Origin of the sequence: Streptomyces sp. NPDC001903 (genome assembly GCF_042891345.1) — a bacterium.
Taxonomy (GTDB): domain Bacteria; phylum Actinomycetota; class Actinomycetes; order Streptomycetales; family Streptomycetaceae; genus Streptomyces.
In genome coordinates, this window is the sequence record NZ_JBIASZ010000001.1 from 141,846 (window position 1) to 153,871 (window position 12,026).

General features: G+C 73.1%; 10 protein-coding genes. 6 read left to right on the plus strand and 4 right to left on the minus strand.

Features of this window, described 5'->3' with window-relative positions:
* Positions 1 to 51: 51 nt before the first annotated feature.
* Positions 52 to 2,238, plus strand: a complete 2,187-nt coding sequence (locus ACFYZS_RS00680; RefSeq protein WP_389005381.1) for a DEAD/DEAH box helicase — start codon at positions 52 to 54, stop codon at positions 2,236 to 2,238.
* An 85-nt stretch (positions 2,239 to 2,323) separates the two neighbouring features.
* Here ACFYZS_RS00680 and ACFYZS_RS00685 read toward each other — a convergent pair whose 3' ends face one another.
* Positions 2,324 to 3,328 (minus strand): SMP-30/gluconolactonase/LRE family protein, encoded by a 1,005-nt coding sequence (locus ACFYZS_RS00685; protein WP_389005383.1) that lies wholly within the window; start codon positions 3,326 to 3,328, stop codon positions 2,324 to 2,326.
* A 79-nt stretch (positions 3,329 to 3,407) separates the two neighbouring features.
* On the opposite strand from ACFYZS_RS00685, the gene ACFYZS_RS00690 reads away from it, so the two are divergent.
* The 4 genes from ACFYZS_RS00690 (at position 3,408) to ACFYZS_RS00705 (ending at position 7,104) form a co-directional block, all read left to right on the plus strand.
* The gene (locus tag ACFYZS_RS00690; RefSeq protein WP_389005385.1) at positions 3,408 to 3,845 is read left to right on the plus strand and encodes a MarR family winged helix-turn-helix transcriptional regulator; all 438 of its coding nucleotides are present in this window, start codon (positions 3,408 to 3,410) and stop codon (positions 3,843 to 3,845) included.
* A gap of 140 nt (positions 3,846 to 3,985) precedes the next feature.
* Positions 3,986 to 5,041: an alpha/beta hydrolase gene (locus tag ACFYZS_RS00695; RefSeq protein WP_389005387.1), complete on the plus strand. Its 1,056-nt coding sequence runs from the start codon at positions 3,986 to 3,988 to the stop codon at positions 5,039 to 5,041.
* Between the two features lie 162 nt (positions 5,042 to 5,203).
* On the plus strand, positions 5,204 to 6,310 hold the full coding sequence (locus ACFYZS_RS00700) for an alpha/beta hydrolase (protein ID WP_389005389.1): 1,107 nt from the start codon (positions 5,204 to 5,206) through the stop codon (positions 6,308 to 6,310).
* Positions 6,307 to 7,104 (plus strand): trypsin-like serine peptidase, encoded by a 798-nt coding sequence (locus ACFYZS_RS00705; protein ID WP_389005391.1) that lies wholly within the window; start codon positions 6,307 to 6,309, stop codon positions 7,102 to 7,104. The genes ACFYZS_RS00700 and ACFYZS_RS00705 overlap by 4 nt, the downstream gene beginning before the upstream one ends.
* A gap of 43 nt (positions 7,105 to 7,147) precedes the next feature.
* Here the strand turns inward: ACFYZS_RS00705 and ACFYZS_RS00710 are convergent, their stop codons facing one another.
* From ACFYZS_RS00710 to ACFYZS_RS00720, 3 genes are all read right to left on the minus strand, one after another.
* A complete protein-coding gene (locus tag ACFYZS_RS00710) occupies positions 7,148 to 8,086 on the minus strand; it encodes an EamA family transporter (protein ID WP_389005393.1) in 939 nt (312 codons plus the stop codon).
* 62 nt (positions 8,087 to 8,148) lie between these two features.
* Positions 8,149 to 8,958, minus strand: coding sequence for an isocitrate lyase/phosphoenolpyruvate mutase family protein (locus ACFYZS_RS00715; RefSeq protein WP_389005395.1), 810 nt, complete (start codon positions 8,956 to 8,958; stop codon positions 8,149 to 8,151).
* A 158-nt stretch (positions 8,959 to 9,116) separates the two neighbouring features.
* The gene (locus ACFYZS_RS00720) at positions 9,117 to 10,226 is read right to left on the minus strand and encodes a threonine synthase (RefSeq protein WP_389005397.1); all 1,110 of its coding nucleotides are present in this window, start codon (positions 10,224 to 10,226) and stop codon (positions 9,117 to 9,119) included.
* 209 nt (positions 10,227 to 10,435) lie between these two features.
* Here ACFYZS_RS00720 and ACFYZS_RS00725 point away from each other — a divergent pair, with 209 nt between their 5' ends.
* Positions 10,436 to 12,019: a S8 family peptidase gene (locus ACFYZS_RS00725; RefSeq protein WP_389005399.1), complete on the plus strand. Its 1,584-nt coding sequence runs from the start codon at positions 10,436 to 10,438 to the stop codon at positions 12,017 to 12,019.
* The last annotated feature ends 7 nt before the right edge of the window (positions 12,020 to 12,026 follow it).

The following is a 12,026-nucleotide window of genomic DNA, read 5'->3' on the forward strand; positions in this document are numbered from 1 at the left end:
TGCCTGCAGTCGTTACCCGGCGCGGTCGGGAGCAGTCGGGGGGTGAGGGGCATGCGGCGCAGGGCGGCGGCCGAGACGATCGGCGCGGGCGAGCGGCTGCACGCGGCGGCCGGCGCCCTGCTGGCCGACCACCGCCGGGCCGTCGACGCCGTACGGGAGGCCTGGGCCCCGATCCACTCCGGGCTGGCCCGCTCCGAACTGCTGCGGATCCCCGCCGACCGGCTGGCACACGTCACCGAGGGGCGGCTGCGGCCGGCCGCCGTGGCCGCCATCGAGGCGGCCGGGTTCGCCACCGTGCAGCAGGTGCTGGACGCGGGGCGCCACCGGCTCCGGCAGATCCCCGGGATCGGACAGCAGACCGCCGACCAGGCGCTCGGCGCCGCCCGGCAGCTCGCCGAGGCCGTCGGGGAGACCGTCGCCGTACACCTCGACGTGGACCGTCCCGAGCCCCGGACCACCGCCCTGGTCGCCGCCCTGCACCCGCTCGTCGAGGCCGGCCCCGACGCCCGCCGGGCCGTCGAGGCGGCCGCGGCCCTGGAGGCCGGGCTCGGACCGCTGCTCGCCGACGCCGCACCCGCCGCCGGCCGGCTGCGCGGCTGGTTCGCGGGCCGGGAGCGGCGCGAACGGGCGCTCGCCGCCCTCACCGAGATCGGCCGGCGCACCGGGCGGGCCGCCGCCGAAGGGATCCCGGTCCTGCTCGGGCAGGCCTCCGTCGACCTGCTGCGCGGCCCCGCCGACGAGGCGGCGGCCTGGGTCGACTTCGAGCTGCGCTCCGCCGAGTACCACGGCCTGCTCGCGGAGGTCACCGAGCGGCCCGGGGGCGCCGCCGGGCCGGCCGCCGCCCAGGGGTTCCTGCCCGAAGCGCTGGCCGAACGCGTCCGCGCGCAGGCCCTCGACGGCACGCACCGCCGCGTCTCGCTGCGCGGGTACCAGTCCTTCGGCGCCCGCTTCGCCCTCGCCCAGCGGCGGGTGATCCTCGGCGACGAGATGGGACTGGGCAAGACGATCCAGGCCCTCGCAGCCCTCGCACACCTCGCGGCACAGGGGCACCGCCACTTCCTGGTGGTCTGCCCCGCCGGCGTACTGATCAACTGGACCCGCGAGATCGAGGGGCGCAGCACCCTGCGCGCGGTCGCCCTGCACGGCCCCGACCGGCGCGACGCGTTCGCCGACTGGCGGGCGGAGGGCGGGGTGGCCGTGACCACCTTCCAGGCGCTGACCGGGTTCCCCGCAGCGGCCGCCGACGGGCTGGGGATGCTCGTCGTGGACGAGGCCCATCACGTCAAGAACCCGCGGGCGCAGCGCTCGCTGGCGGTCGCCGCCTGGGCCGCGCACTGCACGTACGTCCTCTTCCTCACCGGCACCCCTATGGAGAACCGGGTGTCGGAGTTCCGCAGTCTCGTACGGATCCTGCGGCCCGAGGCGGTCTCCGGGATCGGCGAGGTCGACACGGTGGCCGGATCGCGGGCGTTCCGCAAGGCCGTGGCGCCCGCGTACCTGCGGCGCAACCAGCGCGACGTACTCGCCGAACTGCCCGGGCTCCAGTGGACCGACGAGTGGGAGGAGCTGAGCGCCGCCGACCGGGAGGCCTACCGGGCGGCGGTGCGGGCCGGAGACTTCACGGCGATGCGCCGGGCCGCGTACGCGAGGCCGGAGAAGTCGGCGAAGCTGGCGCGGCTGCGCGAGCTGGTGGCGGACGCCGCCGCCAACGGGCTGAAGGTCGTGGTGTTCTCCGCCTTCCGCGAGGTGCTCGGGGCGGTCGAGGACGCGCTCGGCCGGCAGCCGCACGAGGGCGGCGGCGGCCCGCTCTTCGGGCCGATCTCCGGGAGGGTGCCGCCGGGCCGCCGCCAGCGGCTGCTCGACGGGTTCGGCGCGGCGGCCGGGCACGCCGTGCTGCTCGCGCAGATCGAGGCGGGCGGCATCGGGATCAACCTCCAGGCGGCGTCGGTGGTGATCCTGTGCGAACCGCAGGTCAAGCCGACCACGGAGCAGCAGGCCGTGGCCCGCGCGCACCGGATGGGCCAGGTGCGCGCGGTACGGGTGCACCGGCTGCTCGCCACCGACGGGGTGGACCAGCGGATGCTGGAGGTGCTGGACCGCAAGGCCCGGCTGTTCGACGCGTACGCCCGGCGCAGCGCGGTGGCGGAGGCGGCGCCCGAGGCGGTCGACGTCTCGGACACCTCGCTGGCCCGGCGCATCGTCGAGGACGAACAGGCCCGCCTGGGCGCCGCCGGCTGACGCCGGCCGCACCGGCGGGACCCGGACGCAGGAGCGCAGGAGCGCGGACCGCCGGACCGCCGGACGGAGTCCGCCGCGCGGAGGATCAGAAGCCGCGGACCGAGGCGATCGTGAAGGCCGTCGGCGTGCCCGGACCCATCGGGCCGCCCTTGTCGAACTGGGAGCGGACCACGAGCGTGCGGCCCGGGGTGTGGCTCAGGGTGGTCGGGATCTGCAGCGACGGATCCGTGATCGTACGGGTCAGCCGGGCCCGGGTGCCGTCGGGGCTGACGTGCCACCGGGTCAGGGTGTTCGTGGTGTTGTGGGCCACCCGGAGGGTGCCGTCGGGCGCCAGGTCGAGGCCGTCCGCATGGGTGAGGTCCCCGCCCTGGAGGGCGACGCGCGATATCGCGCCCGTGCGCAGGTCGATGCGGTGGAGGTCGCCCGCGGTCATGTCCACGGCCAGCAGGAAGCGGCCCGCCGGGTCCGAGACGATGCCGTTGAGGGCGAAGCTGCCCGCCGGGGACGGGGTGAGGTGGCCGCTCAGGTCGTACGCCGGGAGCAGCGCGCCCGAGCCGGCCGCGAGCTGGGCCGGGGTGACCCGGTAGATCACCGAACGCACGCTGTCCGTCAGGTAGGCGGTGCCGTTCGGGGTGATGGTCAGGTCGTTGACGAAGAGCCCGCCGCCCCCGGCGACTTCGAAGTGGGCCAGGCGCCGCCCCGAAGCCGTGTCGTACACGGCGACCCCGGCCGTGGAGTCGGTCACCCACAGGCGGCCGCGGGCGTCGACGCGCAGGCCGTTCGCCGTGTGGCGGCCGTCGGTGCCGGCGGGCAGGAACACCTCGGCGGTGCGCTGCCCGGGGCGGGCCCGGTAGACGGTGCCGTCCGCGTACGAGCCCACGTAGACGGTGTGGTCGCGGGGGTCGGTGGCTATGCCCTCGGGGTAGACCTTCTCGCCGGGGAGGGTGAACGCGGTGGTGACGCGGCTGTCGGGGACGGGCGCCACCTGTGAGACGGGCACCGCCGGCGAGGCGTGCGCCGCCGGGATCGCGCCCAGCGTGATCGCCGTGGTCAGGATCAGGAGCGTCGCGGGCAGGAACTTCTTCAGCACAGCAGGTGACCTCTTCCGTGTGGGTGAACACGAAGATAGGTTAGAGCTCTAATGCATGCAAGGGCCTTAGGATGCAGCAATGACCTCCATGCCTCCCGAGGAGCGCATCGGCTCGCACGTCAAGCGCGCCGAACAGGCGCTCCTCGCGGCCAAGAACGCCGCGCTCAAGCCCGCCGCAGTAACGGTTCCGCAGTACGCCGCGCTGCTCTGGCTCTCCGAGAAGCCGGGGATTTCCGCCGCCGCGCTCGCCCGCCTGTGCGGGGTGACCCCGCCGACGATGAACACCGTGCTGAAGAACCTCCAGGAGCGCGGGCTCATCGAGCGGACCCCGCACGAATGGCACCGCAACGTGCTCGAGACCCGGCTGACGGAAGAGGGCCGGGCCGCGATGGAGCTCGCCGACGCCGGCGCCGTACGGGTGGAGCGGGCGCTCGCCGCCGCGTTCTCGGCCCAGGAGCGGGAGCAGCTGATCAGCCTGCTCGGGCGGTGTGCCGAGGTGCTCGACGCCCGGAAGTGAGTTCCGCCCGTACGGCGGAACCGAGGAAATGCCCAGCCGTTCTGTCCCGACCGGGACAGCGATGACCGTTCGGAGCCACGCTCGTGCACCAGCCCCCGCCCGCCAGGCGCTCCCGCCGCGCGATATGGACATCCGCCGCCGTGGCCTTCGCGCTCCTGCTCGGCGGCGCCGGCCTCGCCGCCTGGAAGTTCGACCGGTTCTCCGGCAACGGCGGGTCCGTGAGCTTCGGCAAGGCCCCGGCCTCCGCCTCCGCGTCCGCCCCGGCCTCCGCCGCCCCCGGTGCGGGCGCGTCCTCCCCGGGGGCGCCGTCGCCCTCCGCCACCCCCACCGGCGACCCGGACGTCATGCTGCCGACCGGCCCGAAGTCCGACTTCAAGCAGACCGCCAAGCTGGACGACGGCACGGTCATCGCGAAGGCCCGCCTCGCGGGCGCGAAGTCCGGCTTCGAGGGCGACGTCTGGGTCTGGACGCCGAAGGAGTACGGCGAGGCGAAGTACGAGAAGAGCGCCTTCCCGGTGCTCATCGCCCTGCCCGGCGGCAACGGATTCCCGAGCAACTACTGGGCCGACCGCAGCCTCGGCCTCCAGAAGGCCATCAGTGAGGGCGTCCAGGCCGGCACCAGCCTGCCGTTCATCGTGATCATGCCGGTGCTCAATCCGGACAGCAAGTACTACTACGACGGCTCCGACATCCCCGGCCAGCCCAGGATGGGCACCTGGATCGCCGAGGACGTCCCGGCCTTCACCAGGGCCAACTTCCGTACGTACAAGTCCCGCGACGGCTGGGCCTTCATGGGCTCGTCCTCCGGGGCCTTCGTCGGCATGAAGACCGTCCTGCAGTACCCGGACCGGTTCAAGGCCGTGATCGCCAGCGGCGGGGAGATCGTCCCGGACTCCCCGCTCTGGAAGGGCCACCAGGCGGAGATGGACGCGAACAACCCCGAGAAGCTCGCGCAGAAGCTGATCGACGCCAACGGCCCCGAGGTCTTCGTCAACTTCCAGATCGGCACCAAGGAGTCCGGGAAGGAGCGGATGGCCGCATTCCAGAAGTCGTACGGCAAGGGCCCCGTCAAGATGACCATCCGCGACATCCAGAACGGCGAGCACAACGGCTGGCACTACGTGCGGGGCATGAAGGAAGGCTCCCTGGAGTGGATCAGCAAGGTCCTGAAGGCACCGCAGCCCGCCACCGGCTGACCAGCGCGTACGCACGCGGCCCTGGACCGGCGTGGCACGCACCACGTCCCGCCGGTCCCAGGCAACCCATCCGATCGTTGACACCTCTGTAAGGGGTGAAGGGGGACCGATCGGTCCGACCCGCGCTCTTCGGGAGCGCCGGAGAAGGAACGGGACAAATCCGTGCAGCATGACCAGCTTCAGGGTGACGGCGACCTCATGTCCGAGGAAGGCCCGCAGACCACGGGCCGCCGCCGTCCCAAGCGCCTGCGCAGGCTTGTGATCAGCGGCGCGCTGGCGCTCACGCTCGCCGCCGGGGGCGGCGTCGCGGCGTACAAGTACAAGCTCTTCTCGGACATAGGGGATCCGGTCTCCTTCGGGAAGGTCCAGGAGTCGGCCGCGGCGGCCGAGGAGATCAGGCCCGGGGTGAGCATGCCGACCGGGCCGAAGGCCTCCTTCGTCCGGACGTACCGGCTGCCCGACGGCACGCAGATCGGCCGTACGACCCTGACCGGCGCGAAGTCCGGGTTCACCGGCGACGTGTGGGTGTGGGTCCCCAAGCAGTACGACGACCCGAAGTACGCCAAGAGCGCCTTCCCGGTCCTGATCTCACTGCCCGGCGGCCGCGGCTACCCCACGAACTACTGGGGCACGGGCCCCGGCCTCGGCCTCCAGAAGGCCGTGAGCGACGGGGCGAAGGCCGGCACCAGCCTGCCCTTCATCCTGATCATGCCGGTGCACAACGCGGACACCAAGCACCACTTCGACGCCTCGGACATCCCCGGCGAGCCCAAGATGGGCACCTGGATGGCCGAGGACATCCCGGATTTCACGAGGGCCAATTTCCGCACCTTCACCTCCCGTGACGGCTGGGCCTTCATGGGCTCCTCAGCGGGCGGGTTCGGGGCCTTCAAGCACGTCCTGAAGTACCCCGACCGCTTCAAGGCGGCCATCGCGAGCGGGGTCGACATCGTCCCCGATTCCCCGCTGTGGAAGGGGAACACGCAGGCCATGGACGAGAACAACCCCGAGAAGCTCGCCGAGAAGCTGATCAAGGAGGGCGGTCCGGACGTCTACGTCAACTTCCAGATCGGCACCAAGGAGACCGGCCGCGAGAAGGCCGAGAAGTTCATGAAGGAGTACGGGAAGGGCCCCGTGCACACCACGCTCCAGGTGATCCAGGATGGTGAGCACAACGGGAAGTCGTACGTCCGCGGCATGAGGGAGGGCGCTCTGGAGTGGATCAGCAAGGTCATGCTGGCACCGACACCCGACCCCGCCGTGCGATGAAGGCCGTCGTCCGGGGCGCCTTCGCGGCTGCCGTCGCCACCGTGGCGGCGGCCCTGGCCGTCGGCTTCGTCAAGGCGACGGACGAGGACCTGAACGCCGTGCACGCCTTCCCCGGCGTCGGCGTGCTCATGGCCAACGGCGAGCACTGGTGCACGGCGAGCGTCGTCGACAGCCCGAAGGGCACGGTCGTCGCCACCGCCGCGCACTGCGTGGCCCCGGCGGGCGAGAACGGCGAGCCGGGAACGCTCGCGCACGACGGCATGGCCATCGGCGAGCTCTCCTTCGCCCCCGCCTTCACCGGCGAGGGCGGGGGCCGCCGGCCCCTCGGCGTGTGGAAGGTCCGCGCGGTGCACGTGGACGAGCGCTGGACCAGGTGGGGCGAGGACACCGCCGATTTCGCCTTCCTCAGCATCGCGCCGGACGAGGACGGCCGTACGGTGCAGCAGGCGGTCGGCGGCTCCGACGAGGCCCCGAAGCCCGACTGGACCTCCGGGTACGAGCGCGAGGTGACGGTCGTCGGCTATCCGGAGTCGGACCGCAACCCGCAGAACAAGCCGATCTCCTGCACCACCCAGACCAGCCACGACCAGGAGGACCCCGCGATGCTCTACATCGGCTGCGCGGGCTTCTGGTCGGGCACCAGCGGCAGCCCCTGGATCGCCGACCGCGGCGGCCCGGGGAACCCGGGACGGCTGATCGGGGTGCTGAGCGGCGGGGAGACGGACGTGGACTCCACGGCCGCGCTGTTCGACGAGAAGGCCAAGGCGCTGTACGAGCAGGCCGCGCGGGACTGAGCTCCGCCCGCCGGCGGCGCCCCGGCCACCGCCGGCGCCCCGGCTAGTGCCTCCGCTCGGTGCTGACGATCACGCACACCGCCACCACGACGATCGCGCCGCCGACCAGGATCGGCACGGTCAGGGCCTCGTCGAGGATCAGCGCCCCCAGCGCGACGGCGACGACGGGATTGACGTACGCGTACGTGGCCACCAGCGACAGCGGGGCCGCCTGCAGCAGCCACACGTACGCCGTGAAGGCGACCAGCGAGCCGAAGACGACGAGGTAGCCCAGCGCCAGCCAGGAGGCGGTGGAGTAGGAGTCCCAGTCCAGCGAGCGGTGCTCGCCGCGCAGCAGGCCGACGACGATCCCGCCGACCCCGCCCGCGAGCATCTGGTACGCGCTGCCCGTGAACGGGTTGCCCGGCAGCGACAGCTTCGACGCGGAGAACGAGCCCAGCGACCACAGCACGGACGCCACGATCACCAGCACCACCCCGGAGAGCCGCACCTCGCCGCCGATCCCCGGACTGGTCAGCACCGCGAGCCCGGCGAAGCCCAGCAGCACACCGCCGAGGGTGCGCAGCGGCGGCCGGTCGCCGGTGGCGCTCCGCAGCACCACCAGCCACATCGGCACGGCGGCGATCAGCAGCGCGGCCAGGCCGGAGGGGATCGAGGTCTCGGCGAGGACGACGAGGCCGTTGCCGCCCAGCACCAGCAGCAGGCCCACCAGCACCGCGGAGCCGGCCTGCGTACGGGTGGCCCGGAGCGCGCCCGGCCCGTACCGCCAGGCGACGAGGCCGAGCAGCAGCAGGCCGGCCGCGATGAAGCGGGTTCCGGCGGAGAGGAACGGCGGCATGGTCCGCACGACCACGCGGATGGCGAGGTACGTGGAACCCCAGACGACGTAGACGAGGGCGAGCGCGGTCCAGACGGCCCCGCCGACCCCGCGGGGCGGGGATTTCGGCGGTGGCCCGCTCCCGGCGGTCTCCGAGGTGCGCATGACGGGATCCTAGGTTCGTTGGGTTCTACACGCTTCCCGGCGCCTCCCCCGGTACCGGAGTCTCAGCCCTTGAGCAGGGCGTTCAGCTCGCCGTACGGGAGACCCCCGTCGAGCGCGGTGTACGTACCGTCCGCGATGAGTTCCCCGGCGGCGCGGCGGACCACGTCGTACGCGGCCGACGCGACCCCGGAGCCGAGGCTGACGCGCGCGACGCCGAGGGCGCCGAGCTCGGCGACGGTCGGGGCGCCGGGGCCGACGAGGAGGTTGAGCGGGGCGTCGATGCCCTTGACCAGCTCGGTGACGACGGCCAGGTCGGCGACGCCGGGGACGAAGATGCCGGAGGCGCCCGCGCGCAGGTACGCGGCGGCGCGGGAGAGCGTCTCGTCGAGGCGCTCGTCCTGCGGGCCGAGGCCGAAGAGGAAGGTGTCGATGCGGGCGTTGACGAACAGCGGCACCCCGGCGGCGTCGGCGGCGGCCCGGGCGGCGGCCACCCGCTCCGCGTGCTCGGCGGGCGCCCGGGTGCCGTCCTCGATGTTGATGCCGACCGCGCCGGCTTCGATGACTCCGGTGACGGTCTCGCCGACCGCGGCGGGGTCGGCGCCGAAGCCGCCCTCGATGTCGGCGGTGACCGGGACGGAGACGGCCGCGGCCACCCGGGCGATCAGGTCGAGGGCGCGGTCCCGGCTCAGGGCGTCCCCGTCGGGCGTACCGAGGGACCAGGCGACCCCGGCGCTGGTGGTGGCGACGGCGGGAGCGCCGGCGGCCTCGACGAGGCGCGCGCTGAGGACGTCCCAGGCATTGGCCAGGGCCAGCGGCGCGGCGGGGGTGTGCAGTGCGGCGAAACGGCGGGCGAGATCAACAGTGGTGGTCATCGGCCCAGTTCATCAGAGCATGCCCGGCCCGGGCTGGCGATTTTCCGACGCGTACCCGGATCGCCGCGGCGGCGGGGGCCAGGCCGTGTCTTTGGATCAGGCCGGGTCAGCCCGCGGTGCCAGGCGCCGCGGGCCCGGCATGATCCGAAAGACACGGCCTACGCCGGACCGGACTTCAGGCCCGCTCCGCACAGGGGGAGGACCGCCGTGCGGCCCCGGAGCGGGTCGGTGGGGGCCAGTGGGCCCACTGCCGCCCAGCAGGCCGCGGCCGTCGGCTCCACGAAGAGCCCGCGCCGCGCCAGGTCCTGCCGGGCCGCGCGCAGCGCCGCGTCCGGGACCGTCAGGAAGGTGCCGCCGGACGCGCGTACGGCAGCCAGGATCTGACGGGACCGCGGCGGGGCCGGGATCGCGATCCCCTCGGCCAGGGTGGGCCGTTCGGCCACCGGATCGGCATCCTCCGCGCCCGCGGCGAAGGCCGCGGCCAGCGGGGACACCGCCTCCGCCTGCACCGCGACCAGCGCCGGCGGCTTCACCCCGCGCCGGGCCAGCTCCTGCACCGCCAGCGCCGCGCCCAGCAGCAGGGTGCCGTTGCCGACGGGGACGACGAGGACCTCGGGGAGCCGGCCGCCGAGCTCCTCCCACACCTCGTACACGTACGTCTTCGTCCCGTGCAGGAAGTACGGGTTGAAGACGTGGCTCGCGTAGAAGACCCCGGGGAGGTCGGCGGCCTCCCGGGCCGCCACCGCCGCGGCCTCCCGGCCCCCGGGTACGACGCGGACCGCCGCCCCGTGCGCCCGCATCTGCGCGGTCTTCTTCTCCGAGGTGCCCTCGGGCACGAAAACTTCACATTGCAGCCCGGCCCGTGCGCAGTACGCCGCCACGGCCGTCCCCGCGTTCCCGCTGCTGTCCGCGACCACCCGCTCCGGAGCCAGCCGCCGGGCCAGTTCCGCGAGCATCACGGCGCCCCGGTCCTTGAACGACAGGGTCGGCATCAGGAAGTCCAGCTTGGCGTGAATGCGCTCCGCGAGCGGGACCAGCGGGGTGTTCCCCTCCGACAGCGTCACGGAGAACGCCCCCGGCAGCGGCAGTGCGGAGCCGAAACGCCAGAGCGAGTTGGGCCCGGCGGCCGGTTCGAGCGGACTGGCCGGATCCGGGGTGAAGTCGAGGTCCCACGGTCCGCCGCACAGCGGGCAGCACCAGGGGGCCGTCCGGACGTCGGCGCGCGTGGCGTCTTCGGGACAGACGTAGCCGGGGAGTGCGTGCGTCATGTGCGGAGCGCCTTTGCTCGTTCATGGCCGTCGTATGGCACGGATGTTAAGCGTTCGTTGACCTCTTGTGGGACTGCGAGGGGGTGCGTCAACCTTTCGGCAGCGGCAGCCGGCAGAACATGGGTGTCATTGTCATGGGCATGCCCATTTCGTGATGTCCGTGGCCCGGCCGGCCGCTCTTCATGTCACCGACGAGGAGGACCCCCCACATGTCCGCGATACGTCACAGCCGCCGGAAAGTCGCCGGCCTCGGCGCCACCGCCGTCGCCGCCCTCGCACTGGGCGCGGCCGCCGCGTTACCCGCTTCCGCCGCCGACAACGGGCCCCAGGGCGTCATCGAGAACGCCGGCGCCCCCGGCGCGGTCGCCGAGAGCTACATCGTGACCCTGAAGGACTCGGCCGCCCGCTCCACCGCCGACAGCGGAAAGGCCGTCGCCCGCCGCTACGGCGCCACGATCGGCCGTACGTACAGCGCGGCCCTCAACGGATACTCCGTCAAGGTCTCCGAGGCGCAGGCCAGGAAGCTCGCCGCCGACCCGGCGGTCAAGTCCGTGGTGCAGAACCGCACGTTCACCGTCGACGACGCCCAGGGCACCCAGCCCAGCCCGCCGTCCTGGGGCCTGGACCGCATCGACCAGCACCCGCTCCCGCTCGACAACAGCTACACCTACCCGGACAAGGCCGGCGAGGGCGTCACCGCGTACATCATCGACACCGGCGTCCGCATCAGCCACACCGAGTTCGGCGGGCGCGCCTCCTACGGCTTCGACGCCATCGACAACGACAACACCGCCCAGGACGGCCACGGCCACGGCACGCACGTCGCCGGCACCGTCGCGGGCAACTCGTACGGCGTGGCCAAGAAGGCCAAGATCGTCGGCGTCCGGGTCCTCGACAACAACGGCTCCGGTACGACGGAGCAGGTCGTCGCCGGCATCGACTGGGTGACCCAGCACGCCGTGAAGCCGGCCGTGGCGAACATGTCGCTCGGCGGCGGCGCCGACTCCGCGCTCGACACCGCCGTCCGCAACTCCATCGCCTCCGGCATCACGTACGGCGTCGCCGCGGGCAACGAGTCCACGGACGCGAGCAGCAAGTCCCCGGCGCGCGTCGCCGAGGCCATCACGGTCGGCGCCACCACCAACACCGACGCCAAGGCCGGCTACTCCAACTACGGCTCCATCCTGGACATCTTCGCCCCCGGCTCCTCCATCACCTCCTCGTGGGGCACCGGCGACACCGCCACCAACACCATCTCGGGCACCTCGATGGCCACGCCGCACGTCGTGGGCGCGGCCGCGCTGTACCTCTCGCAGAACCCGGCGAGCACCCCGGCGCAGGTCCGCGACGGCCTGGTGGCCGCGGCCACCCCGAACGTGGTGACCGGTCCGGGCTCCGGCTCCCCGAACCGCCTGCTGTACGTGGGCGGCGGCACCACCCCGCCGAACCCGGGCAAGCGCTTCGAGAACACCGCCGACTACGCGGTCAACGACAACGCCACCGTCGAGTCGCCGGTCACCGTCAGCGGGGTCGCGGGCAACGCCCCGGCGGCGCTGAGCGTCTCGGTCGACATCAAGCACACCTACATCGGTGACCTGAAGGTCGACCTGGTCGCCCCCGACGGCTCGGTGTACAACCTGCACAACCGCAGCGGCGGCAGCGCGGACAACATCGTCAAGACGTACACCGTCAACGCCTCTTCGGAGGCCGCCAACGGGGTGTGGAAGCTGCGCGTGAACGACAACGCCAACGTCGACACCGGGAAGATCGACTCCTGGGCGCTGCAGTTCTGAGGCCTTC